This is a genomic window from Micromonospora sp. NPDC023966 (assembly GCF_040639095.1).
Lineage (GTDB): Bacteria > Actinomycetota > Actinomycetes > Mycobacteriales > Micromonosporaceae > Micromonospora.
Genome location: NZ_JBEZZJ010000004.1, coordinates 108,587 through 131,859, shown reverse-complemented (window position 1 = coordinate 131,859; position 23,273 = coordinate 108,587). Strand labels below are relative to the sequence as shown.

Sequence of the window (23,273 nt, the reverse complement as noted above, 5' to 3'; positions counted from 1 at the left end):
GGGCCCGGGTCAGCGGTCCCCGGCGTCCCAGCGCCGCGGTTCGCTCTCCCAGCGCGGCGACTCCCACGAGTCGACGGTGTCGGTGGTGCGGACCGGCAGCACCGACGGCCAGGCGTCGGCCGGCTCCGGTGGCGGGGTCAGCGCCCAGCCGGTGCTGATCGTGCCGTCGCCGCTCGGCCCGGTCGGAACCGCCCCCGGCGGCGCCGGTCGCGGCCGGCCGAACGTCTCGACCAGCCGGGTGACCAGCAGCCCGGCGCCGAGCGTGGCCCCGCCGACCGCCCACCGGCTGATCTCCCAGTCCTGCGCCACGGCCCAGGCCAGGAAGACCTCCACCGTGCAGACCGCCAACAGGGCGCCGAAGATCCCGCCCCGGCGGCCGTACGCGCTGGTGCCGCCGAGCATCACCGCGCCGATCGCCAGCACCGACCAGTCGAGCCCGGTGACGGGCGCCACCGGCCCGTCCCCGTTCGCCGCGATGAGCACCCCGCCGAGCACCGCCAGGACCGCCGAGCCGATCAGCGCCAGCGCGGTCACCGTGGCGGCCACGGCGCCCCGCCGTCGGGCCGGGTCGGCGACCGGCCGGAATCGCCCGACCAGCCGGCGGACCGGTTTGATCGCACCGAAGAGCCCGCCGAGGACGGCCACCGCGGCGAAGCCGAGGAAGAGGTAGAGGGCGGTGCGTCGGGGGTCGTAGCCGCCCTGGACCACGATCGGGGTGGTCCGCCGCTCGATGTACACGATGACGCCGGCCGCGCCGGCCAGGCTGGCCGCCCAGGCGGGCACGTGCAGCACCACCACGGCCACCGCCAGCGCGAGCCCGCCGAGCGCCGCCACCACCAGCGCCGGGAGCAGCGCCTCCCGTATCCCGCGGTCGCCCTGCTCGGCGAAGTGCAGCGCGGCGGCCACGGCGACCGGGCCGATCGCCAGGTTGACCGCGGCGGCCCGCAGACTGAGCCCGGCGGCCAGGGTGAGCAGCCCGAGGCCGGCCACGTCGACCAGCAGCGTCTTCAGCGCGCCGCCGCGCAGCGCGTCGGCGTTTTCGCGCCAGAGCAGCCAGGTCACCGCGGTCAGCCCGGCCAGCAGCAGGAACTCCCAGACCACGTGCACGGCGATCCGGTCCCGGCCGGGCTCGCCGTGGGAGGGGTCGTCGAAGACGTTCTCCAGCACCGTCGCGGGCACGCCGGACGACGCCTCCGCCGGCGCGTTCCGGCCCGTCTCGTCGTACCCCATGGCCCGCGCCTCCCACATGGCCGGCGGTGCGGTCCGACGCTCGGGCGGACCGGCGGCGGCCGTTGCTCTCCGGTCGCCAGGCACGGTACCTGCGGGGGGAGGTGCTGGGAACCCCTGATCAGAGCCGGCCGCGCGGAGTCTCCCGGTCGCCGGGCTCGCGATCCTCGTCGTCCTCCTGCTCGGGCACCCGGCAGGACCGCTCCAGCCAGAGCGCCGCCGCGACCAGGGCGAGCGAGGCGAGCAGGCCGGCCCCGCCGGCCGGCCGGTCGCTCATGGCGGCGTTGGTCCGCTCCACGAAGAGCCAGGCGGTCAGCCCGGCGTAGAAGCCGGCGAAGATGGCCCCGGCCAGGGCGGACGCCTTGGCCAGCACCACGAACCGGGCGACCAGCAGCGGGTTCACCGGGTCCCGCCCGGGACGGCGCTCGATCCGCCCTCGGGTGTTGACCGCCGCGTACGCCTCCAGCACGGCCAGGCCGGCCAGCGTGACCACCGGCAGCCAGGGCAGGTCGGGGGCCATCTCGTAGTAGAAGGTGCTGATCAGCAGCCAGGCCAGCGCGGCGGCGGCCAGGGCGGCCACCACCAGCGTGGAGATCCGGGTCGGACCCATCCGGAAACGGTGGGGGTCGCGCGGGGACTGCGCCTGGCTCATGCCGTCCGGCTCCACAGGGTCATGTGTCCGACTCTAACGCCAGATCGGGGCGCGGACTGAGTTCCAGCGCGTCGGAGGCGAGTGGCTCGGCGTTGAGCAGGTCGGTCAGCCAGCCGTGCCCGGGCAGCCGGCCGTGCGGCTCGATGTCGATCCACGGCCGCAGCACGAAGGCGCGTAGGTGAGCCCGGGGGTGCGGCAAAGTCAGCTCCGGGTCCGCGCTGAGCACCGGCTCCCCGGCGGCGTCCCAGACCGCGATCACGTCCACGTCGAGGGTGCGCGGCCCGAACCGCCGCTCCGGGTCGCGGGTGCGGCCGGCCGCCGCCTCGGCGGCCCGGGCCCGCGCCAGCCAGTCGCGCGGGGTCGCCGCCGGGTCCCCGACCAGCAGCGCCGCGTTGAGGTACGCGGGCTGGTCGGCGTCCCCCCACGGTGGAGTCTCGTAGACACCGGAGACGACCAGCACGGCGTCGCCGAACGAGGCGACCGCGGCGCGCAGGTGGGCGAGGCGGTCGCCCAGGTTGCTGCCGATCGACAGCACGGCCCGGGTCATCGGGTACGCCGCATCGTCACCGCCACGTCCCGGAAGGCGTGCGGGATCGGGGCCTCCGGCTTGTGCACGGTGACCGTCGCGGCGGCGACCAGCGGCTCGGCCAGGCAGACGGCGAGCAGCCGGTCGGCGAGCGTCTCGATCAGGTTGACCGGCTCGCCGGTGACCACGGCGACCAGCTTCTCGGCCAGCTCGCCGTAGTGCACGGTGTCGGTCACCTCGTCCGACTCGGCGGCCGGGGCCAGGTCGAGTTCGAGCACCGCGTCGACCACGAACTCCTGCCCCTGGGCGCGTTCGAAGTCGTAGACGCCGTGCCGGCCGTGCGCGCGCAGGCCGGTCAGCTCGATCCGGTCGCTCATCAGAGCCCCCCTTTCATTCGCGACCGCGGGACTCGCAAGCTCGTTCCCTGCGCTCATCGGTTTCCCTCGTCTCCCGTGGGCCGGGCCAGGCGCGGGCGGCCGGTCGCCCGCCAGACGGCGAGCGCGTCGGCGGTGCCCTGGACGTCGTGCACGCGTACCCCCCAGGCGCCGGCCGCCACGGCGAGGACGCTGGTGGCGACGGTGGCCGCCTCCCGTTCGGCGGTGGGGCGGGGGTTGCCGTCCGCGTCGGCGAGCAGCCGGCCCAGGTAGGACTTGCGGCTCGCCCCGAACAGCACCGGGAAGCCGAGGTCGACCAACTCGGGCAGGCGGGCGCTGAGCTCCCAGTTGTGCGCGGCGGTCTTCGCGAAGCCCAGCCCCGGGTCGACGATGATCCGGTCGGCGGCCACCCCGGCGGCCAGCGCCTCGTCGACCCGCCGGCTCAGCTCGGCCCGCACGTCGGCAACCACGTCGGTGTAGCGCGCCAGGTCCCGCATCTCGCGCGAGTGGCCCCGCCAGTGCATGAGCACCCAGGGGCAGCCGGCGTCGCGGACCACCCGGGCCATGTCCGGGTCGGCGAGGCCACCGGAGACGTCGTTGACCACATCGGCACCGGCGGCGAGGACGGCCTCGGCCACCCGGGCCCGGCTGGTGTCGATGCTGACCGGGATGCCGGCGGCGCTCAGCTCGCGGATCACCGGCAGCACCCGGGCGGTCTCGGTCTCCGCGTCGACCCGGTCGGCGCCCGGCCGGGTGGACTCGCCGCCCACGTCGACCAGGTCGGCGCCGGCCGCGCGCAGTCGCACTCCGTGTGCGACGGCGGCGTCGAGGTCGGCGTATCTGCCGCCGTCGGAGAAGGAGTCGGGCGTGACGTTGAGGACGCCCATCACCACCGGGGTCTCCGCCCGTACCAGATCGGTCACGGCCCCGACAGTACCGGTCACCAGCAGGGCGTCCGGCGGCCCGGGCGACCCCGGCGGACGACGCCTCTGACGTGCGGATTGGAACAGGTGTACGATCGGTCGTCAGGTCCGTTCCGGGTCGACTCTTCGCGGGTTGTCGCAAAGGTAACCGGGCCGTACGCTTTGGAATTGCCCAGCATTGAGATGGCGAAGCCTGGAGGGAGGGCCGAAGCGGGACCAATCCCCCCAATACTCACCACCCTCCGTGGTGGGTGACGAACCCAGCGTCGTCGACGCTGTGTGGTACGAGCACCATCCCGCCAGGCTTTGCCCACGTGCACCACCGCGGCGCCGCCGGCCGCGACCTTGGGGAGGTTTTCCAGTGATCGCCATCGAGCTCATGGGGACGGCGTCCGCCGCCGTCGACCACGCGCTCCACACCTTGGCGTCGACTCCACTCGCCGAGCCGGCTCCCAAGGGCATCGACACCAACAATGTCGTCTCCTTCTTCGCCAGCAAGATCGCCCCGATCCTGCTGGCGGTGCTCGGCGTGATCTTCATCGGCCGGGCCAGCCGGGGCGAGATCTCCAAGGTGCTGACCAGCTCGGCCATCGCGATCATCGGGCTGGCCTTCATCGCCGGCGCCGCCACGCTGTTCTTCGTCGGCGACTACCTGATCAACCTGATCTTCGAATAGGCGTTGGGCGACGATGCGGCTGCGCACCGACGACGACATCTACCGGGCACGCCTCGTCTACCTGGGGCCGCCCGGGTACACCCTTCCCGTCCACCTGCCGTACGCCCAGTACGGCCTGTTCATGCTGCTCGTACCCCTCTACATGTTCATCCACTGGTTGTTCACGCTCCAGGTCGAGCTCTTTCCCGCCTGGGAGATCTCGCTCGCCATCGTGACGACCTCGTTCATCTTCCGGTACGTCGACCCGGACCGGCCGGCGCGCATGGTCATCCGGACCGCGCTGACCGACTGGCGACGCACCCGGGAGCCGGCCGCCGAGCTGCGCGACCCGCGCCTCGTCGCGAGCCGGATCAGGATCCGGGAGGAACTGGCATGACCGGGCGTACGCCGACGGCGCAGACGAACGACGCGGGTGAGGCGGTCGCATGAGTCGCTCTTCCACGCCGGGTTCCCCGGCCGGACGTCCGGCCGGGCCCTACGGTAACCGTGCGCGATCGTTCGACTACCCACCGGACGAGGAGCTGGATGAGGCCGCCCTCGACCCGGCCCTGGTGACCAGCCCGCACCACGGTCGCGTCGGGGTCTTCCAGCCGCCCCGGCCGCTGGCCCCGCGCGGCACCGAGCAGCGGGAACCGGTGGTCGCCGACAGCGGTGACATCGACTCCCCCTTCCTCGACCTCTTCGGTGGCGCGCAGTCCCGGGCCAGCCGGCCGGCGATCCCGCCCGCCGGTTCACCGGCCCCGGTGGAACCGGTGGTGGCGCCGCCCCGGCGTGGCGTCGGCCGGGAGGCGCTGCCCATCCCGCACCAGCACTCCGCTCCGGCAGAACCGGCAGAGCCGGCCCCGCCGATCCCGCACCAGCACGCCGCTCCGGTCGAGCCGGTGGAGCCGGCCCTGCCGCCAGCCCTGCCCGAGGACGAGCCGCCGGCCGCCCGACTCCGGGAGAACCTGCCGGGCGTCCGTCCGGTGGGCCGGCCGCGCGAGGCGCCCGAGGCCGCCCGCCCGGCGGCGTACGCCGCCCCCGCACCGCCGGAGCGGCCCGCCCTCGAACCGGCGCCGGCCGCCCGTACCCGGGTGCCGCACCAGGTCGGCGACCGGCTCCCGGCGCTCCGGTCCACCGTGGAGCCGGAGCCGACCGAGCCCGAGGCTCCGGTCGAGCGCCCCGGCCGCCGGGCCGACCGGCGGCGGGCCGAGCCGGCCCGGCCGAACGGGCGCGAGGTGGCGGCCGCGGCCACCCGCGAGGTGGCCCCGCCGCCCAGCCGCGAGGTGGCCCCGCCCCGGCAGCGGTCCCCGGAGCGCAGCGGCAGGCCCGCCAAGCCGGTCCGGGCCCCGAAGATCAAGTTCAGTGACCGCGACCCCGCGGTCGAGCTGGCCATCACCGAGATCGCCGGCCACCTCACCTTCACCCCCAACACGGTCACCGCCTGGTACTGGCTGCCCGAGGTGCGCTGGGCCTTCCGCCCCGACGCCGAGCGCGAGGCGCTGCTCTCCGCGATCTCCGAGCAGTACGCCGGCCTGGCCGGCTTCCGGCTGCACCTGCGCCGCACCACCCGGCCGTTCCCGGCCGACGAGTGGGCCCGCACCATCGACGCGCACACCGCCGCCCCGCTGCCCGACGTGCCCGGCACCACCGGCTGGGCCGACCACCTGGTCGCCGCGCAGCGGCACCTCATGGCGGTCAACCACGCCGAGGGGCAGACCTACCTCGGCGTCACCTTCGCCCGCCGGTCGCTCGGCGACTCGCTCACCGAGCGCCTGCTGCGCACCTTCGGCCGGGGCACCGCCGACGGCGAGCGGCGCCGGCTGGGCCGCACCGTCGAGCAGTTCGACGAGGTGCTCGGCGCGTTCGGCATGCGCGGCCGCCGGGTCACCGCGCAGGAACTGGAGTGGCTGCTCTACCGCTCGGTGGCGCTCTGCATGGCACCGCCCGGCGTGCTCTCCCCGATCACCAACGGCCGGTGGGAACGCGGCGACCTGCTGGCCCTCACCGAGCAGGTCGAGCGCTACCGCACCCCGTACGGCTCGACGGTCAAGCTGGTCAACCGGATGACCGGCGAGGAGCGGCACGTCGCCGTGCTCGCGGTCGGCCGGATGGAACCGCTGGAGATCCCCGAGCGGCACGAACCCTGGCTGCACTTCCACGAGCGGCTGCCGTGGCCGATGGAGCTCTCCACCCGGGTCGACATCCTCGGCCCCGGCGACTCCTTCCGGAACCTCGAACACCGGCTCCGGATGATCCGCTCCCAGCAGCTCGACTACGCCGAGCACGGCATCGACGCCCCGCCCGAGCTGGAGCGCCTGGCCAAGCGGGCGCTGGTGATCGGCGACGAGATGACCACCGGCCTGCCCGTGGACTCGGCCCGCGCGCACGGCTGGCACCGGATCGCGGTCGGCGGCCGGACCCGCGAGGAGTGCCTGGAACGGGCCCGCCGGCTCATCCAGCTCTACTCGCGGGAGCTGCGCATCTCGCTCCAGCACCCGAAGAACCAGGACTGGCTGGCCCGCGAGTTCATCCCGGGCGAGCCGATCGCCAACACCGGCTACGTCCGGCGGATGCCGGTCAACCTGCTGGCCGCCGCGCTGCCCCAGGCCGCCTCCACGGTCGGCGACCGGCGCGGTGACCTGATCGGCCGCACCGCGGGCACCTGCCGGCGCCCGGTCTTCCTCGACCTGCACTTCCCGATGGAGGTACGCGAGCGCTCCGGCCTCGCCGTCTTCGTCGCCGAGCCGGGTGGTGGCAAGTCCACCCTGCTCGGCGCGCTCGGCTACCTGGCCGCCCGGCGCGGCGTGCAGGTGACCCTGCTCGACCCGTCCGGCCCGTTGGCCCGGCTCTGCGCCATGCCCGAGCTGAAGCCGTACTCGCGGGTGCTCAACCTGACCGGCTCGGAGCAGGGCACCCTGGCCCCCTACGCGCTGATCCCGACCCCGCTGCGCAGCGAGTTCGGCGCCGGGGCGCCCGGCGACCGGGAGTTCGAGATCGCGGTCTCCAACGCACGCGCCGAGCGCCGGATGCTGGTGCAGGACATCTGCATGATGCTGGTGCCGCCGCAGGTGGCCCGGGAGGCGTCCACCGCCACCCTGTTCCGGCACGCCGTACGCCAGGTGCCGGCCGAGGAGACCTCCACCCTGGACGACGTGGTCGCCTGCCTCCAGGGGCTGGACGACGACGCCGGCCGCGAGCTGGCCAACCTGCTCCTCGACACCGCCGAGATGCCGCTGGCCATGCTCTTCTTCGGCCGGCCGCCGGAGGGGCTGCTCGGCGCCGACGCGGCGCTCACCGTGATCACCATGGCCGGGCTCCGGCTGCCCGACCTCAAGATCGAGCGGGAGTACTGGTCGGCCGAGGAGGCGCTGGCCCTGCCGATGCTGCACACCGCGCACCGGCTCGCCGTCCGCCGCTGCTACGGCGGCTCGATGTCCTCCCGAAAGCTGGTCGGCCTGGACGAGGCGCACTTCATGGAGGGCTGGCGCTCCGGCCGGTCGTTCCTGGTCCGCCTCGCCCGCGACTCCCGCAAGTGGAACCTGGCCGCGCTGGTCGCCTCGCAGAACCCGAAGGACATCCTCGGTCTCGACGTGCAGAACCTGGTCTCCACCGTCTTCGTGGGCCGGATCGCCGAGGACACCGAGATCGCCTCCGAGGCGCTGCGGCTGCTCCGCGTGCCGGTCAACGACGGTTACGAGGCCACCCTCGCCTCGCTGTCCCAGGCCGACAGCGGCTCGGCCGCCCGGCTCGGCTTCCGCGAGTTCGTCATGCGCGACGTCGACGGGCGCGTGCAGAAGGTCCGGGTCGACGTGTCGTACGTCGACGGGCTGCTGGAGCACCTGGACACCACCCCCGCCGCGGTCGCCCAGGCCGCCGGGCAGCTACCGACCGTCCTGGCTGATCTGGAGGCGTGACATGGCGAGGGCCCGGGCACGGATCGCGGCGCTCCTCCTCGCGCTCGGCGTACTGGCCGGGGCCACCATCGCCTGGCCGTTGGTCGGGGCGACACCCGCGTACGCCGCCGTGCCGGCCGCCCAGGCCCGGGCCGAGCTGTGCAGCACCAAGGAGTGGCAGGCCGACTTCCGCGCCTGCGTCGCCAAGCTCAAGGCGGTCAGCGAGGACCAGGTCGAGTGCCGCAACGCGCCCGTGCCCGGCGCGCCCGACTCCGGCCTGGCCGGCTGGTTCGCCTCCCGCCCCGACTCCGCCAAGCAGCCCGGCCCCAAGGGCCTCTACAGCGACTACGGGTACGCCGGGTACAGCTACACCACGTACGACGTCGACGGCGGCTGCGCGTCCTCCGTGCTGCATCCGGACTACCGCTTCACGACCATGGTGGCGAACGGCGAGTTCATGTTCGCCAACGCGATCATCGGCGCCTCGAACGCGCTGCGCGAACGCGCCTGGGACCCGCGGACGATGTGGCGCTGGGCCGACCCGCTGGTCGAGCAGGCCACCAAGGCCGTCTACCAGAAGGTGTTCAGCGTCTTCGGCATCATCACCATCTGCGTGGTCGGCCTCTACCTGCTCTGGCGGTCGCGCCAGTCGGACATGAGCAACGCCATGACCACGGCCGGCTGGGCGATCCTGGTGATGGTGGCGGTGACCGCCCTGGCCGCCTGGCCGGTCAAGTCGGCGAACATCGCGGACAACACCCTGATCACCACCCTCGGCGTGGTGCACGACGCCGTCGGTCCGGCGTCCAGGGATATTCCCCCGGACAAGTGCGCCCTGCCGAACCGGGACGCCTGTGTCGACAAGCGCCCGCCCGCGGTCCGTGCCAGCGACACCGCGACCGAAACCATGCTCTACCGGAACTGGCTGCGCGGCGTCCTCGGCTCGGCCGACAGCGAGACCGCCAAGAAGTACGGCCCGGCGCTCTACGACGCCAAGTCCCTCTCCTGGGAGGAGGCGGAGAAGCTCCGGCAGAACCCGGCGACGCGCGAGGCCACCATCAAGGCCAAGCAGCAGCAGTGGGCCCGGGTGGCCGAGCAGATCAAGTCGGAGGATCCGGAGGCTTACGAGTACCTCCAGGGCGTCCGGGACATGGACCGGATCGGGGCCGGTTTCATCGCCGTGCTGGCCTCTCTGCTCTTCGCGATGTTCGACCTGACCGCCTCACTGCTGGTGCTGCTCGGCTTCCTGATCTTCCGCTGGGCGGTGATCGCCGCGCCGATCCTGGGCACGGTCGGGCTGATGCGCCCGGCCAGCGCCGGGCTCCGGCGGCTGGCGAACGCGGTGGTCGCCGCGGTCTTCAACATCGCCATCTTCGGCACCGGCGCTGCCATCTACCTGTTCGCGGTGGATCTGATCATGAACACTCCCACTCTCCCCGGCTGGCTCCAGGTGGTCCTGGTCTGGCTCTGCGGTGTGGTGGGCTGGCTGCTGCTCCGCCCCTACCGGCGGATCACCCAGCTCGGCGGCAAGGACAGCAGCGAGGCGGTCAGCTCGGCCGGCTCCTGGCACCGGCGGTTCTTCCGGGACATGCGCATCGCGGCCCGTCTCGACGTGGCCGAGCCGGGCGGCACCGCCGAGCCGGCGATGGGGCGGCGGCGCGGCGTGTCGGCCGACCAGCGCAGCCTCCGGCCGGAGGCCCGGCACGAGGACCCGGCGCACACCGTCACGGCGATCGAACGGGACCGGCCCGACGGGCGGGAGCGCCCCGAGGAGGCGGCCGAGTCCCGGTCCGGGCGCCGCGGCGCTGCGCCCCGGCCCCGCCGCCAGCCGGCGGGCTGGACCGGGCCCGACGTGCCCGAGGAGGCACCCTCCTTCGCCGTCTACCGGCCGGACTCGGCCGACCGCACCCCGGCGCCGAAGCCGGCGCCGCGGGTCCGCTCCGAGGCGCGGTGAGCCCGGTGCGGCGGGCGCTGGAATTCCTGGTCACCCGGGTACTCCGGTCCCGGCTCGGCGTGGCGCTGGTGATCGCCGTCCTGGTCTTCGGCGTGATCGGCGCGGCCCGGCTGGTTTCCGGTCCGGTCGACACGACCACCGGCCTGAGCACCCGCCCGAGCCAGCCGATCAGCACGGTGGACCCGCATGCCGGTGACGACGGGGTGCTGGCGAGCCCGCCGGCGGCGGTCTCCCCGAAGACGCGACCGGGCGACGCCACCCCCGAGCAGACCGCGAGCCGGTTCACCACCGCCTGGCTGACCGGCCCAGGAAGCAGCGGCGAGGCCTGGCAGGCCCGGCTGCGGCCGCTCTCCACGCCCGCGCTCATCGAGAAGATGACCGGCGCCGACCCGGAGACCGTGCCGGCCCGCCGGATGACCGGCGCGGTGACCCTCCGGCCCCGCACCGAGTCCTTCGTGGAAGCGCTGGTCCCGCTCGACGACGGCCGGCTCCGGCTCGAACTGGTGGCCCCGGACGGGTCGTGGCTGGTGGACGCGGTCGACTGGGAGCGGCCGTGAGCGCCGCGTCCGGTGGCACCGCGCCGGTCCGCCGCAAACGGCGGGTCGGCGTGCTGGTCACCGCGGTCACCACGGTGCTCACCCTGCTCTGCTGCGTCGGCGGCGCGGGCGCCTTCCTCCTCACCGAACTGGGCGGCGACCAGAAGGACGGCGTGCTCGCCGGCCTGGCCTGCGACCCGGCCTACCAGGTGAATCTCACCGGGGACATGCCGCGCTTCACCGAGTACGGTGACGGCCAGCTCCGCAACGCCGCCGTCATCATCAAGGTCGGGCAGGACATGAAGGTGCCCGCCCGCGGCTGGGTGATCGCGCTGGCCACCGCGATGCAGGAGTCCGGGCTGCGCAACCTCGCCAACAGCAGCGTGCGCGCGTCGCTGGCCCTGCCGCACGAGGGCGTCGGCGCCGACCACGACTCGCTCGGCCTGTTCCAGCAGCGACCCGGGTGGGGCAGCGTCCAGCAGCGGATGACGCCCTCGTACGCGGCCCGGAAGTTCTACGAGAAGATGATCAAGGTGCGGAACTGGCAGCAGCGGCCGCTGACCGTGGTGGCGCAGCGGGTGCAGGTCAGTGCCTTCCCGGACGCCTACGCCAAGCACGAGGACCTGGCCGGCCGGATCGTGGACGCGCTGGCCGGCGGGGCCGCCCGGACCGTCGAGATCGCCGGCAAGGCGGTCTGCGACGCCGCCGCCGGGGCCCGGATCGCCGCCTCCGGCTGGACCGCGCCGCTGCCCGGGGGCGTGGTCTCCGGCTTCCGCACCGCGGAGCGGCCCAGCCACAACGGGGTCGACCTCGACGCGGACAAGCGCACCCCGATCCACGCCGCCTCGGCGGGCCGGGTGCTGGTGGCCCGCTGCGACCCCGACCGCTCGGGGCGGCGGGACTGTAACCGGGACGGCTGGCCGGGCAAGGGCGGCTGCGGCTGGTTCGTCGACATCCTGCACGCCGGCGGCTACATCACCCGCTACTGCCACATGATCGAGCGGCCCCGGGTGGTGCCGGGCCAGCTCGTGGAGGCGGGCGAGGAGATCGGCCTCTCCGGCACCAGCGGCAACTCCTCCGGTCCGCACCTGCACTTCGAGGTGCACGTGGAGAGCGACCGCTCCAGCCGGGGGGCGATCAACCCGGTGCCGTTCATGCGCGAGCGGGGCGCTCCGGTGGACGGGACCGCGTGAGGCGTACCGGCCCATGAACAACCCGCTGCCCGACCCCTTCGCGGACCAGCCCGACTGGGCTCCGCTCCCACCCCGCCCCGTCGAGATCGTCCCGGCCACCGGCCGGATCGAGCTGCGCGGCCGGCGTGTGCTGGTCGGCCTGCCGGGCCTCGGTTGGCGCGGTGACCTGCGCGCCGACGAGCGGGTGGTGCAGGGCAGCCGGACCTACGTGCCGGTCATCCCGGAGCACGAGTGGTACCGCGCCGAGTCCGAGCAGGTGGAGGTCTTCGCCCCGCTGGTGCCGGTGGAGCGGGTCTGGGTGGAGACGATCGGTGAGCGGCGGGCGAGTGCCGGCCCGACCGAGTCGAGCATTCGGCTCGTCTCGCTCGACGCGCCCACTCGGCGCCCGCCCACCCCGGCCTTCGAGGCCGACTCGGTCACCGGTCGACGCGTGGTGCACGTAACCGGTGCGACGGAGCAGCGCGACCTGCGCGCGGTCACCGAGACCTACTCCGGCGCCGACGGGGACATCTGCGTCCGGGTGACCCCGGAGCTGGAGTGGTACCGCTGGGCCTGGCTCGGCCAGGCGCCGACCACATTGGAGGTGCCGGTGCACCTGCTGTGGCTGGAGTAGGACCGGCCTCACCCGGTGCGCTCGGCCGCGCAGACTCCCCAGCCGTCGCTCCGCCGCGTCTCGAACCGCCAGCCCTGCCGATCGCTCTGCGAGATCCCGTCGACGTGGGCCGAGATGATCAGATCAACCTCGACCACGGCCACATCACCGGACTGCTGGGCGTTGAGCGCGCCCCAGCTCACCGAGATCGCCGTGTCGAATCTCTTCTCCCGCGCAACTAGATCGTCACGAAGTGCGCGAAGGTCGCCGACGTCCGTTCGGTCCGGACAGGCGAACTCCTGCGCCTTGGTGTCGTTGCGGTCCACCAGTAGCGCCCGGAGGTAGTTGTCCACCACCACGTCCGGGGCGCTGCGGTCGGGCGCAGTAGCGCGGTCGTACAGCACGAAGCCGACGATGGCCCCGCCGGCGCAGACCAGCGCCAGCACCCCGGCGACCACGGCGAGGACGGTGCGCAGCCGCCGCTTCGGGCGGACCGGCGCCGGAGCGGGCGCGGGCGGCGCCAACTGCTCGGGCGGGGTCCGCTGCGCCGGTACGCGGGAGACCTGGGAACCGGCGGGGGGCTGCACTGATTCCACCTCCTGAGGCTATCGGCTGCGCGGCGCGTACCCAATGCCTCAGAACTGACGGATAGTGGCGAACCGCCGCACGGTCCGGTTGGCGGGCCGGCGGGTGAGGCTGCTCACCGCCGAGCCGAACACCGCGCCGACCGACATCCCGGAGGTCGGCCCCCGGCTGGGATACCGTCACACCCGGGGAGGAGTGTCGGCCTCGGAAAGAGAGGTGGACGGGTGGCGAGTCCGAAGGCCCGCGCCGGCCGGGCCGCCGCGCTGCACCGCAGGGCCGAGGCCACCGCGACCGCGGCGGCCGGGATCCTCGACGAGATCCGGCCCGCGCCCGCCGACCACCACCGGCAGTACGAGCTGGCCGAGCGGCTCCGGGCCGCGGCGGCGCTCGCCGCGCCCGGCTGGGCCGGCGACGCGCTGGAGACACTGGCCCCGACGACCCCGCCCGGGGACGGCCCACCCGCCTTCGTCCGGGTCGGCACCGCCGCGCCGCTGGACGACGCCCGGTTCCCCGCGCTGGTGCCGCTGCTCGCCAGTGGACATCTGAGCATCGACGCCGACGCCGGCGACCCGCGGGTTGCCGGGCTGCTCCGGGCCCTGCTGCTGCGGCTCTTCGCGGCCAGCCCGGCCGGCGCCCTGCTGGCCCGCGCGGTCGACGGCGGCCCGGCCGCCACCTTCGCCGGCTACGTGGCGCTGGCCGACGCGGGCCTGCTGCCGCCGCCCGCCACCGACCTGCCCGGGCTCCGGGCGGTGCTTGCCGAGGCCGAGCAGTGGGTGGCCGCCGGCACCGCCCGCCAGCGCGGGCACGACCGTACGCTGCTGCTGGTGGTGGCCGCCCTGCCCGACGGGGCCGCACCGTCCGATCTCGACCGGCTCGCCGAGCTGGCCGCCCGGGGTCCCCGGGCCGGGCTGCACCTGGTGGTGGCCGGCTGGCCCGACCGTGCGCCGCTGCCGCAGGCCACTCCGCTGGCGGTGCGCACCGCGTACGCGCTGGTCGGCGACCCGCCGGCGGCCGGATTCAGCAGCCCCGGGGCGGAGCCGCCGGGCGGGTTGAACTGCCCGATCTTCCTCGACGAGGATCCGCCCGAGGAACTGATCGCCGGGGTGTGCCGGCGGCTGGTCCGGCAGATCGAGGACGGCTCCCGCCTCGCCCTCACCGACCTGCTGCCGGAGGGCGAGCCCTGGGCGGAGAGCTCGGTCGACGGGCTCACCACGACGGTCGGGGACGCCGCCGGGCGGCCGGTCGGCCTGGGCTTCACCGAGCTGACCCCGCACTGGCTGGTCAGCGGCCGCTCGCAGGCCGGGCGGTCGGCGTTCCTCACCGACGCGCTCTTCGGCCTGGCCGCCCGGTACGGCCCGGACGAGCTGGTCCTCTACCTGGCCGACCTCGACGACGGCGAGTCCTTCGTGGAGTTCCTCCAGACCGAGCGGGACCGGTCCTGGGTGCCGCAGGTCCGGGCCGCCGGGATGGCCGCCGACCGCGAATATGTGGCGGACCTGCTCGGCGAGCTGGAGGGCGAGTTACGCCGCCGGGAGGAGGCGGCCCGGCGGGCCGGCGGGCAGCGCTACGCCGAGCTGCGTCAGCACCAGTCGCTGCCCCGGATCGTCTGTGTGATCGACAACTTCCCGCTGCTGCTGCGCGAGCGGGACCGGCTCGCCGCCGACCTGCTGGCCCGGCTGGACGGGCTGGCCCGCGCCGCCCGGTCGTACGGGATCCACCTGGTCCTGGCCGGCGAGGGCGACCTGTGCATCGGCGGCCCGCGCGACCCGCTGCTCGGCCAGTTCCCGGTCCGGGTGGCGCTGCCCGGCGGTTCGGCCGTGCTCGAGCCGACCAACGACGCGGCGGCCGGTCTGCCGGTGGGCAGCGCGGTGGTGAACACTGCCGGCGGGTTGGGCGGCCCGCGCGGCGCGACCCGGGGCCACGAGCGACTGATCCGGTTCCCGGACCCGCACGACGATCCGGCGGTCCTCGCCGATCTGCGGCACCGGCTCTGGTCGGCCCGGCCCGAGGGGGCCGCCCCGCCGGTGGTCTTCGCCGGGTTCGCCCGCCCGTTGCTCGCCAACGACCCGCGGCACCGGGCCGCGCTGGCCGGCCGGGCGCACGCGCCGGCCGCGCTGCTCGGCCGGGCGGTGGACGTCCGGCGCTCCACGGTGGCCGTGCCGCTCGGGCCGGCCGCCGGCCGGAACCTGGCCGTGCTGGGCCGGGACGAGGAGGCCGAGCGGCTGCTGGTCACCGCGGTCCGCAGCGCCGCGGCGGCGCACCCCGGCGCCGCGCGGTTCGTGCTCGCCCCGCTGGCCAACGGGTCGGCCGAGCCGGCTGGCGTGCTCGCCGCCGAGCTGGCCGGGCGGCACCGGGTGGAGACCGTCGACGTGACCGGGTTGCGGGCGGCGGTGGCGGCGGACGAGCCGGGCTACCTGGTGGTGTTCGGGCTGGACGTACCGGACGCCGCCGAACTGCCGCCCGAGCTGCTGCGCACGCTGCTGCTGGAGGGGCCGCCGGCCGGCCGGCACCTGCTCGGCTGGTGGCGCACCGTGGCGCCGCTGGCCGGGCTGCTCGGCCCGGAGGGCGAGGTGGACAAGCTCACCGCCGTGGTGGTCACCGACGTGCCCGGCGGCCGGCTGGAACAGCTCTTCGACCGGCCGGTGCTCTGGCGGCCCCGCCCGGGCCGGGCGGTGCTCTGGGACGGTCCCGGCGAGCAGGGGACGGTGCTGGTCCCGTTCGGCGAGGGGGTAGCACCATGAGCGAGACCGGTACGGCGGTGCCCGCGCCCCGGTCCGGCGGCCCGACGGTCGACGTGGACCCGGCCGGGGCGGCCTGGGCCGACTACGTGGCCGCCGCCCGCCAGCTCGACGGCGTACGCCGCGCCGCGGCGACCGCGGCGAGCGAGCAGGCCCGGTCGGTGGCGGCGGCCCGGGAGGAGCTGACCGCGGTCCGCGAGCGGCTCGCCCCGCAGCAGTCGCGGCTGCGGGAGCTGGGCGTGCCGGCCATCTCGCTGGTGCCCACGCCCCCGGAGGTGACCGAGGCATCCCGGCCGATGGCGGCCGGACCGGCGGCCGTGCTGGCCGCCCTGCGTACCGCCCGGGGCTGGGCGGACGCGGCGGACGACAGCCTCGCCGCGCGCGGCCTGCCCCGGCTGGCCCGCTGGCCGGCGCGCCCCCGCAACCTGCTGATCTACGGCCCGCTGGCGCTGCTGGTGCCGCTGGTCCAGCTCGTGCTCTTCCTCGCCACCGGCACCGGTCCGGTGACCGTGCTCGCGCTGGTGGTGGGGCTGCCGCTGCCGACGGTCGCGTTCATGCTGGGCTGGCTCGCGGTGGGCCGGCTGTTCCGGCCCCGCCCGGTGGACCGGGTGGACCGGACGCCGCGCTTCGGCGCGCTGGTCTGCCTGGTCCCGGCGGTGCTGACCGCGGCCGGCCTGCTGCTGGCCATGCTGGCCGACTGAGCCCGGACACGGCACAGGGCCCCTCCCGGCGGGAAGGGCCCTGTTTCGCTGCGGTCAGCGCGGGATGATCAGTGACATCGCCTCGGCGCGCGACTTGGCGTCGTGCTGGAGGGTGCCCCGGACCGCCGAGGTGATGGTCTGGGCGCCGGACTTCTGGATGCCCCGCATCGCCATGCACATGTGCTCGCACTGGAGCACCACCACGACGCCGCGCGGGGCCAGCTTGGCCATCAGCAGGTCGGCGATCTGCGAGGTGAGCCGCTCCTGCACCTGTGGACGCCGGGCGAACACCTCGACGAGCCGGGCCAGCTTGGACAGGCCGGTGATCCGGCCGTCCGGCCCCGGGATGTAGCCGATGTGCGCGCTGCCCCGGAACGGGAGCAGGTGGTGCTCGCAGAGGCTCATCACGTCGATGTCCCGGACGAGCACCAGCTCCTCGTGGTTGGCCTCGAAGGTGGTGCTGAGCACCTGCGCCGGATCGACCCGCAGGCCGGCGAAGAGCTCGGCGTACGCGCGAGCGACCCGGGCCGGCGTCTGCTGGAGGCCGTCGCGGTCCGGGTCCTCGCCGACGGCGACGAGGATCTCCCGGACCGCCTTCTCGATGCGGCCCAGGTCGACGCTCTCCTCCACCGGCCGGCCGGTGAGCTTGCCGCTGATCAGGCGGGCGGCGACGTAGTCGAGCGCGTCGTCTTCGGGCTCGGTCGCGGAGACGGCCAGCCCCCGGTCGTGGGAGCTGGCCGTCGGGTCGGTGCTCAGTGCGTACCGTCCGAGTTGTTCGAGGGGGACCCGCCGACCGCGGCGCCGTCGGCCTGGGCCTGCGCCTTGAGGGTCTCCTTCTCGGCGGGGGTGAGCACGGGCGGCTCGGTGGAGGGCTGACGCTTGCCGAAGCCGTGGTAGGGGGCCATCGGCGGGCGCTTCGCCACCCGGGCGCAGATACGGGCCATGTCGGCCGTGGAGAGGGTCTCCTTCTCCATCAGCTCGAGCACGATGTTGTCGAGGACGTCCCGGTATTCCACCAGGATCTCCCAGGCCTCGTCGTGCGCGAGCTCGATCAGCGCCCGCATCTCGCCGTCGATCTCGGCGGCCACCGCGTCGGAGTAGTCCCGCTCGTGGCCCATGTTGCGGCCGAGGAACGGCTCGTCCCCGCTGGTGCCGTACTTGATCGCGCCGAGCTTGGAGCTCATGCCGTACTGGGTGATCATCGCGCGGGCCAACTGGGTGGCCTTCTCGATGTCGTTGCCGGCGCCGGTGGTGGGCTCGTGGAAGACGAGTTCCTCGGCGGCCCGGCCACCCAGCGCGTACGCCAGGGTGTCGATCATCTCGGCCCGGGTCTGGGTGTACTTGTCCTCGGTCGGCAGGACCAGGGTGTGGCCCAGCGACCGGCCCCGGGACAGGATGGTCACCTTGTGCACCGGCGCGGCGTGCGGCAGCGCCCAGGCGACCAGCGCGTGCCCACCCTCGTGGTACGCGGTGATCTTCTTCTCCTGGTCGCTCATCACCCGGGTCCGCCGCTGCGGACCGGCGATCACCCGGTCGATCGACTCCTCCAGGGAGTCGTTGGTGATCGCCCGCTGGTCCTTGCGGGCGGTGAGCAGCGCGGACTCGTTGATCACGTTGGCCAGGTCGGCGCCGCTGAAGCCGGGGGTCCGCCGGGCGACCGAGTCGAGGTCGACGTCGGGCGTGAACGGCTTGCCCTTGGCGTGCACCCGCAGGATGGCCTTGCGGCCCTCCATGTCGGGGGCGTCGACCGGGATCTGCCGGTCGAAGCGGCCCGGGCGCAGCAGCGCCGGGTCGAGGATGTCGGGCCGGTTGGTGGCGGCGATCAGGATGACCCCGCCCTTGGTGTCGAAGCCGTCCATCTCGACCAGCAGCTGGTTGAGGGTCTGCTCCCGCTCGTCGTGGCCGCCGCCCATGCCGGCGCCACGGTGCCGGCCGACGGCGTCGATCTCGTCGACGAAGACGATCGCCGGCGCGTTCGACTTGGCCTGCTCGAAGAGGTCGCGGACCCGGCTGGCGCCGACACCGACGAACATCTCCACGAAGTCCGAGCCGGAGATGGAGTAGAACGGCACGCCGGCCTCGCCGGCGACCGCCCGGGCCAGCAGGGTCTTACCGGTACCGGGCGGGCCGAAGAGCAGCACGCCCTTCGGGATCTTGGCGCCCAGGGCCTGGTACTTCGCCGGGTTCTGCAGGAAGTCCTTGATCTCGTGCAGTTCCTCGACGGCCTCGTCCGCCCCGGCCACGTCCGCGAAGGTGGTCTTCGGCGTGTCCTTGGTGATCATCTTCGCCTTGGACTTGCCGAAGTTGAGCACCCGCGAGCCGCCGCCCTGCATCTGCGACATGAAGAACAGCAGCAGGAGCACGAGCAGCGCGATGGGCAGCAGGTTGACCAGCAGGCTCACCCAGATGCTGTCCGAGGAGACCTTGGTGTCGGCCGGGCCGGTGACCCGGTTCTCCGCCTTGGCCTTGAGAACGTCGTTCCAGACCTGGCTGCCCACCTCGTAGGGGAACTGGGCCTCGATCCGGTCGGTGGTGGTGTCGCCGAACTTCGTCTTCTGGGCCAGGTCGAGCTGGAGCGTCTGCTCCTTGTCCTGGAAGACCGCCTTGTTGATCTTCGCGGTGTGGAGCTGGTCGAGCGCCACCGACGTGTCCACGCGGTGGTAGCTGGGGCCAGCCGTGAAAAGTTGACTGAGCACAACGGCGCCGAGGATGACCAGGATGATCCAGACCACCGGTCGGCGGAAGAAACGCGTACGTTCCATACTGTTGTCGGGCACCGAAGCGCCCGCATCCTCCTGATCGACGTCCTGACCGTCTGAATGGTGTCGCCGCCTCGGGCGGCGGCCGCGGCCGCCGTGCGGGCCGGCCCCGACCCCGAGGCGCGCCAACTGCCGCGCCGCGGTCATTCGACGGTACACCGTTCGTGCCAGATGCGAGCTTGCGAGCCCGGCACTTACGCGTACGGCGAACCCGGGTTTGAGCCGGCGTGGCGGGGAGCTCCCCACCCGGCCACCCGGCCGCCCGGTCACGCGGTTCGAGGGGTCGGGCGTGGAGAGTGCCTCCACGTCACCGGCCTCTACCGTAGACCGGAAGGCTGAGAGCCCGCTGAACGTCGGCTGACGACCGGCCGGGCGACCGGGTCAGGCCCGGGCGTAGACCTCGGGCTTGAGCACGCCGACGTAGGGCACCTCGCGGTAGCGCTCGCCGAAGTCGAGGCCGTAGCCGACCACGAACTCGGTCGGGATGTCGAAGCCGACGTACTTCACCGGGACCGGCACCTTGACCGCGTCCGGTTTGCGGAACAGGGCGACCACCTCGACGCTGGCCGCGGAGCGCGACTCGAGGTAGCGCAGGAGCCAGGAGAGGGTCAGACCGGAGTCGACGATGTCCTCGACGACCACCACGTGCCGGCCGGCGATGTCACGGTCCAGGTCCTTGAGGATCCGCACCACGCCGGAGGAGGTGGTGCCCTGGCCGTACGAGGAGATGGCCATGAAGTCCAGCTCGGCGGGCGGGCCCTGGCGGCCCAGCGCGCGGGCGAAGTCGGCCATGAACATGACCGCGCCCTTGAGCACGCAGACGAGCAGGAGACCGTTCTCGACGTGCGCGTAGTCCGCCGAGACCTGCTTGGCCAGTTCCGCGGTCTTCTCGCGGATCTGCGCCTCGGAGATGATCACGTGGTCGATGTCGGCGTCGTACCAGGAGCCGTCAGCCATGCTCCTAGCCTGCCGTACGCCGGATGGCCTCCGTCGGCGGGGCCGCCCCTTTTGGCGCGGTCCCGCCGGGGATTAACGGCGCAGATGGAGCAAATCACGTCAGCAGGTGCGCGAGCGCCAGCGCCGGCCGTCGTCGGTCGGCTTCCAGTCGGCCGAGTCCCGGGTGTCGGCGGTCAGCCCGAAGGCGCTGGCGCCTACGAGGAGGAGCAGGAAGAGCAGGAGCAGCAGAACGGTCATGGCGGCGCTCGCTTTCGCGTGGTTGATGTGGTTTTCGCCGCCGGTGCGCACCGGACACCATCAAGTTTGCGACCCGCCGTGCAGTTCGGACAGTGGCAGGGATGCCACTGAGCCTCGATTTCCTGCCACCTCTGGGGTTACCCTCGTCACATGCTTCGTACTGTCGCCGTCGTCGCCCTGCAAGAGGTCGCCGCGTTCGAGCTCGGTGTCGTCGCGGAGGTGTTCGGCACCGACCGCACCGCCGACGGCTTCCCCGGCTACCGGTTCGACGTCTGCACCGTCGACGGCGGGCCGGTCCGCACCCGCTCCGGCTTCCTGCTCACCCCGACCGCCGACCTGACTGCGGTCGACGACGCCGACCTGGTGGCCGTGCCCGCCCACGGCGACGGGACCACGCCGGTCCCCGCGTCGGTGCTGGCCGCGCTGCGCCGCGCGGCCGACCGCGGCGCCTGGCTGCTCAGCGTCTGCTCCGGGGCGTTCGTGCTCGGTGAGGCGGGGCTGCTCGACGGGCGCGACTGCACCACCCACTGGCGGCACGTCGACGACCTCCAGGAGCGGTTCCCGGCGGCCCGGGTGCACTGCAATTCGCTCTACGTGCAGGACGGGCGGCTGCTCACCAGCGCCGGCACCGCCGCCGGGATCGACGCCTGCCTGCACCTGGTCCGCCAGGAACACGGCTCGGCCACGGCCACCCGGCTGGCCCGCCGGATGGTCGTCCCGCCGCACCGCGACGGCGGCCAGTCCCAGTACGTCGAGGCGCCCATCCCCAGGGCGCCCGAGGCGCCCACCCTCGAGCCGGTGCTGGGGTGGCTCATGGGGCACCTGGACCGGACGGTGACCGTGGACGAGTTGGCTGCCCGGGCCGGGATGGCGGCGCGGACCTTCGCCCGGCGGTTCCGCGCCGAGACCGGCACCACCCCCCACGACTGGCTGACCAACCAGCGGGTGCTGCTGGCCCGGCGGCTGCTGGAGGAGACCCGGCTGAGCGTGGAGACCGTCGCCGACCAGGCCGGCTTCGGCGACGCGGCGGCGCTGCGGCACCACTTCACCCGCCGGGTCGGCACCACCCCGCACGCCTACCGGACCACCTTCCGGGAGCGGGTCGACGCCTGATCACCAGCCCAGCATCGCCCCGTCGACCCGGGACTCCGACCCGGCCACGTACCCGCCACCGGGCGCCCGCCAGATCGCCTGGCCGTACCCGAAGACCGACGGCTCGGCCGCGACGGTGATCTCGTGCCCGCGCGACCGCAACCCCGCGACCAGCGCGGGGTCGAGTTCCGGCTCGACCAGCAGCGTCCGGCCCGCGTGCCAGTACCAGCGCGGGGCGTCGAGAGCCGCCTGCGGGTCGCGCCCGGCGTCGATGGTGGCCGAGACGAGCTGCACGTGCCCCTGCGGCTGCATGTGCCCGCCCATCACCCCGAACGGTCCGACCGGGGCGCCGTCCCGGGTCAGGAAGCCCGGGATGATCGTGTGGTACGGCCGCTTCGCCGGCCCCACCACGTTCGGGTGGTCGGGGTCGAGGCGGAATCCGAGGCCGCGGTTCTGCAACGCGAAGCCGTGCCCGGGGACCACCACGTGCGAGCCGAACGCCAGGTAGGTCGACTGGATCAGGCTGACCATCATGCCGCCGGCGTCGGCGGTGCAGAGGTAGACGGTGCCGCCGCGCTCCGGCTCCCCGGCGACCGGGTCGCCCGCCCGCTCGGTGACCAGCGCCCGGCGGGCCGCCGCGTACGCCGGGTCGAGCAGCGCCGCCGTCGGCACCTCGACTCGCTCCGGATCGGCCACGTGGGCGTGCGCGTCGGCGAAGCCGAGCTTCACCGCCTCGATCTGCCAGTGCAGCCGCTCCTCCGGCGACAGCGCGGCCAGGTCCACCCCGTCGAGCACCTGGAGCGCCAGCAGCGCGGCGATCCCCTGCCCGTTGGGCGGCAACTCCCACACCTCGTGCCCCCGGTAACGCACCGGGACCGGGTCGACCCAGGTCGAGGCGTGCCGGGCCAGGTCGTCGCCGGTGAGGAAGCCACCGGTGCGGGCCGCGTGGTCGTCGATCGCCGCCGCGATCCGCCCCCGGTAGAAGTCCGCCGCCCCGCTCTCCGCGATCCGCCGCAGCGTGCCGGCCGCGTCCGGGTTGCGCCACCACTCCCCCGGCCGCGGCGCCCGACCGCCCAGGGTGAACACCCGGCGGAACTCGGCGTACTCCGGCCCGGCCAGCCCGTCGTGCGCGGCAACCCCGCGCGCCCAGGCGGCCGCCGTGCCCGGGGCCACCGGATAGCCGCGCTCGGCGTAGCCGATGGCGTCGGCGAACAGGTCGGCGAAGGGCAGCGAGCCGAACCGCTCGTGCAGGTCCCGCCAGCCGGCGGGGGCGCCCGGCACGGTCACCGGCAGCCAGCCCCGGGCCGGCACGGCGGGCCCCGCGCCCTGCGCCCCGCCGAGCGCCTCGACCGCCGCCGCGCCGCGCCGGCCGGTCGCGGCCAGCACCAGCTCCCGGGTCAGCGCCGCCGGGGAACGGCCGGAGGCGTTCAACCCGTGCAGCCGCTCGCCGTCCCAGACGATGGCGAACAGGTCGCCGCCGATGTCGTTCGAGGGCGGCTGCACCACGGTCAGGGTGATCGCGGTGGCCAGCGCCGCGTCGACGGCGTTGCCGCCGCGTCGCAGGACGGCCAGGCCGGCGGCCGCCGCGAGCGGCTGGCTGGTCGCGACCGCACCGTGGGGGGCCAGCAGCGGCTGTCGGGGGTACGCCATGCGCCCTGTCTACCGCCTCCGGCGGC

21 protein-coding genes are annotated in these 23,273 nt (G+C 74.3%); 10 read left to right on the top strand and 11 right to left on the bottom strand.

Annotated features, from left to right (window positions below; genetic code table 11):
- Positions 1-9 precede the first annotated feature (9 nt).
- The 5 genes from AB0F68_RS08880 to folP all read right to left on the bottom strand — a co-directional run bounded on the left by AB0F68_RS08880 (position 10) and on the right by folP (position 3,702).
- Complete coding sequence (locus AB0F68_RS08880; RefSeq protein WP_357334093.1) at positions 10-1,230, bottom strand: ABC transporter permease; 1,221 nt, start codon at positions 1,228-1,230, stop codon at positions 10-12.
- A 118-nt stretch (positions 1,231-1,348) separates the two neighbouring features.
- Positions 1,349-1,879 carry a DUF3180 domain-containing protein gene (locus AB0F68_RS08875; RefSeq protein WP_357334091.1) on the bottom strand — a complete coding sequence of 177 codons (531 nt, stop codon included), beginning with the start codon at positions 1,877-1,879 and terminating at the stop codon, positions 1,349-1,351.
- 19 nt (positions 1,880-1,898) lie between these two features.
- A complete protein-coding gene (gene folK, locus AB0F68_RS08870) occupies positions 1,899-2,426 on the bottom strand; it encodes a 2-amino-4-hydroxy-6-hydroxymethyldihydropteridine diphosphokinase (RefSeq protein ID WP_357334089.1) in 528 nt (175 codons plus the stop codon).
- Complete coding sequence (gene folB, locus AB0F68_RS08865; RefSeq protein ID WP_357334087.1) at positions 2,423-2,782, bottom strand: dihydroneopterin aldolase; 360 nt, start codon at positions 2,780-2,782, stop codon at positions 2,423-2,425. The genes folK and folB overlap by 4 nt, the downstream gene beginning before the upstream one ends.
- 53 nt (positions 2,783-2,835) lie before the next feature.
- Complete coding sequence (gene folP / locus AB0F68_RS08860; protein WP_357334084.1) at positions 2,836-3,702, bottom strand: dihydropteroate synthase; 867 nt, start codon at positions 3,700-3,702, stop codon at positions 2,836-2,838.
- Positions 3,703-4,063: 361 nt separating this feature from the next.
- On the opposite strand from folP, the gene AB0F68_RS08855 reads away from it, so the two are divergent.
- From AB0F68_RS08855 to AB0F68_RS08825, 7 genes are read left to right on the top strand one after another with little or no spacing between them, the layout of a single operon-like run.
- On the top strand, positions 4,064-4,378 hold the full coding sequence (locus AB0F68_RS08855; RefSeq protein WP_151465372.1) for a hypothetical protein: 315 nt from the start codon (positions 4,064-4,066) through the stop codon (positions 4,376-4,378).
- A gap of 13 nt (positions 4,379-4,391) precedes the next feature.
- The gene (locus tag AB0F68_RS08850; RefSeq protein WP_091317037.1) at positions 4,392-4,754 is read left to right on the top strand and encodes a hypothetical protein; all 363 of its coding nucleotides are present in this window, start codon (positions 4,392-4,394) and stop codon (positions 4,752-4,754) included.
- A 49-nt stretch (positions 4,755-4,803) separates the two neighbouring features.
- On the top strand, positions 4,804-8,274 hold the full coding sequence (locus AB0F68_RS08845; protein WP_357334081.1) for an ATP-binding protein: 3,471 nt from the start codon (positions 4,804-4,806) through the stop codon (positions 8,272-8,274).
- A gap of 1 nt (position 8,275) precedes the next feature.
- Positions 8,276-10,207: an MFS transporter gene (locus tag AB0F68_RS08840; RefSeq protein ID WP_357334079.1), complete on the top strand. Its 1,932-nt coding sequence runs from the start codon at positions 8,276-8,278 to the stop codon at positions 10,205-10,207.
- Positions 10,204-10,764, top strand: coding sequence for a hypothetical protein (locus tag AB0F68_RS08835; protein ID WP_357334077.1), 561 nt, complete (start codon positions 10,204-10,206; stop codon positions 10,762-10,764). The genes AB0F68_RS08840 and AB0F68_RS08835 overlap by 4 nt, the downstream gene beginning before the upstream one ends.
- Positions 10,761-11,936 carry a M23 family metallopeptidase gene (locus AB0F68_RS08830; RefSeq protein ID WP_357334075.1) on the top strand — a complete coding sequence of 392 codons (1,176 nt, stop codon included), beginning with the start codon at positions 10,761-10,763 and terminating at the stop codon, positions 11,934-11,936. Before AB0F68_RS08835 ends, AB0F68_RS08830 begins: the two co-directional genes overlap by 4 nt.
- Positions 11,937-11,949: 13 nt before the next feature.
- A complete protein-coding gene (locus AB0F68_RS08825; protein WP_357334073.1) occupies positions 11,950-12,549 on the top strand; it encodes a hypothetical protein in 600 nt (199 codons plus the stop codon).
- An 8-nt stretch (positions 12,550-12,557) separates the two neighbouring features.
- On the opposite strand, the gene AB0F68_RS08820 is transcribed toward AB0F68_RS08825, so the two are convergent.
- Entirely contained in the window at positions 12,558-13,115 is a 558-nt protein-coding gene (locus tag AB0F68_RS08820; protein ID WP_357334725.1) for a hypothetical protein, read from the bottom strand.
- A gap of 222 nt (positions 13,116-13,337) precedes the next feature.
- Between AB0F68_RS08820 and AB0F68_RS08815 the strand changes: the two genes are divergently transcribed.
- Both AB0F68_RS08815 and AB0F68_RS08810 read left to right on the top strand, forming a co-directional pair.
- Complete coding sequence (locus tag AB0F68_RS08815; protein WP_357334071.1) at positions 13,338-15,854, top strand: FtsK/SpoIIIE domain-containing protein; 2,517 nt, start codon at positions 13,338-13,340, stop codon at positions 15,852-15,854.
- A complete protein-coding gene (locus AB0F68_RS08810) occupies positions 15,851-16,552 on the top strand; it encodes a hypothetical protein (protein ID WP_357334068.1) in 702 nt (233 codons plus the stop codon). Before AB0F68_RS08815 ends, AB0F68_RS08810 begins: the two co-directional genes overlap by 4 nt.
- Positions 16,553-16,606: 54 nt before the next feature.
- Here AB0F68_RS08810 and folE read toward each other — a convergent pair whose 3' ends face one another.
- The 4 genes from folE to AB0F68_RS08790 form a co-directional block, all read right to left on the bottom strand.
- Complete coding sequence (gene folE / locus AB0F68_RS08805) at positions 16,607-17,269, bottom strand: GTP cyclohydrolase I FolE (RefSeq protein WP_357334723.1); 663 nt, start codon at positions 17,267-17,269, stop codon at positions 16,607-16,609.
- Positions 17,270-17,304: 35 nt separating this feature from the next.
- Positions 17,305-19,314: an ATP-dependent zinc metalloprotease FtsH gene (gene ftsH, locus AB0F68_RS08800; RefSeq protein WP_357334720.1), complete on the bottom strand. Its 2,010-nt coding sequence runs from the start codon at positions 19,312-19,314 to the stop codon at positions 17,305-17,307.
- A gap of 378 nt (positions 19,315-19,692) precedes the next feature.
- Positions 19,693-20,268 carry a hypoxanthine phosphoribosyltransferase gene (hpt, locus tag AB0F68_RS08795; RefSeq protein WP_151463854.1) on the bottom strand — a complete coding sequence of 192 codons (576 nt, stop codon included), beginning with the start codon at positions 20,266-20,268 and terminating at the stop codon, positions 19,693-19,695.
- A gap of 99 nt (positions 20,269-20,367) precedes the next feature.
- Entirely contained in the window at positions 20,368-20,505 is a 138-nt protein-coding gene (locus tag AB0F68_RS08790; RefSeq protein ID WP_192579893.1) for a hypothetical protein, read from the bottom strand.
- 150 nt (positions 20,506-20,655) lie between these two features.
- On the opposite strand from AB0F68_RS08790, the gene AB0F68_RS08785 reads away from it, so the two are divergent.
- Positions 20,656-21,618, top strand: a complete 963-nt coding sequence (locus tag AB0F68_RS08785; RefSeq protein ID WP_357334065.1) for a helix-turn-helix domain-containing protein — start codon at positions 20,656-20,658, stop codon at positions 21,616-21,618.
- Here AB0F68_RS08785 and AB0F68_RS08780 read toward each other — a convergent pair whose 3' ends face one another.
- Complete coding sequence (locus AB0F68_RS08780) at positions 21,619-23,247, bottom strand: gamma-glutamyltransferase family protein (protein WP_357334062.1); 1,629 nt, start codon at positions 23,245-23,247, stop codon at positions 21,619-21,621.
- Positions 23,248-23,273: the final 26 nt, after the last annotated feature.

Excerpts from the sequence above, each read along its gene's own strand:
- AB0F68_RS08845 (WP_357334081.1), top strand. The coding sequence starts at position 4,804 with ATGAGTCGCTCTTCCACGCCGGGTTCCCCGGCCGGACGTCCGGCCGGG.
- AB0F68_RS08880 (WP_357334093.1), bottom strand. The coding sequence starts at position 1,230 with ATGGGGTACGACGAGACGGGCCGGAACGCGCCGGCGGAGGCGTCGTCC.
- AB0F68_RS08785 (WP_357334065.1), top strand. The coding sequence starts at position 20,656 with ATGCTTCGTACTGTCGCCGTCGTCGCCCTGCAAGAGGTCGCCGCGTTC.
- folK (WP_357334089.1), bottom strand. The coding sequence starts at position 2,426 with ATGACCCGGGCCGTGCTGTCGATCGGCAGCAACCTGGGCGACCGCCTC.
- folB (WP_357334087.1), bottom strand. The coding sequence starts at position 2,782 with ATGAGCGACCGGATCGAGCTGACCGGCCTGCGCGCGCACGGCCGGCAC.
- AB0F68_RS08780 (WP_357334062.1), bottom strand. The coding sequence starts at position 23,247 with ATGGCGTACCCCCGACAGCCGCTGCTGGCCCCCCACGGTGCGGTCGCG.
- hpt (WP_151463854.1), bottom strand. The coding sequence starts at position 20,268 with ATGGCTGACGGCTCCTGGTACGACGCCGACATCGACCACGTGATCATC.
- AB0F68_RS08840 (WP_357334079.1), top strand. The coding sequence starts at position 8,276 with ATGGCGAGGGCCCGGGCACGGATCGCGGCGCTCCTCCTCGCGCTCGGC.
- AB0F68_RS08790 (WP_192579893.1), bottom strand. The coding sequence starts at position 20,505 with ATGACCGTTCTGCTGCTCCTGCTCTTCCTGCTCCTCCTCGTAGGCGCC.
- AB0F68_RS08810 (WP_357334068.1), top strand. The coding sequence starts at position 15,851 with ATGAGCGAGACCGGTACGGCGGTGCCCGCGCCCCGGTCCGGCGGCCCG.
- AB0F68_RS08825 (WP_357334073.1), top strand. The coding sequence starts at position 11,950 with ATGAACAACCCGCTGCCCGACCCCTTCGCGGACCAGCCCGACTGGGCT.
- AB0F68_RS08850 (WP_091317037.1), top strand. The coding sequence starts at position 4,392 with ATGCGGCTGCGCACCGACGACGACATCTACCGGGCACGCCTCGTCTAC.
- ftsH (WP_357334720.1), bottom strand. The coding sequence starts at position 19,314 with ATGGAACGTACGCGTTTCTTCCGCCGACCGGTGGTCTGGATCATCCTG.
- AB0F68_RS08875 (WP_357334091.1), bottom strand. The coding sequence starts at position 1,879 with ATGAGCCAGGCGCAGTCCCCGCGCGACCCCCACCGTTTCCGGATGGGT.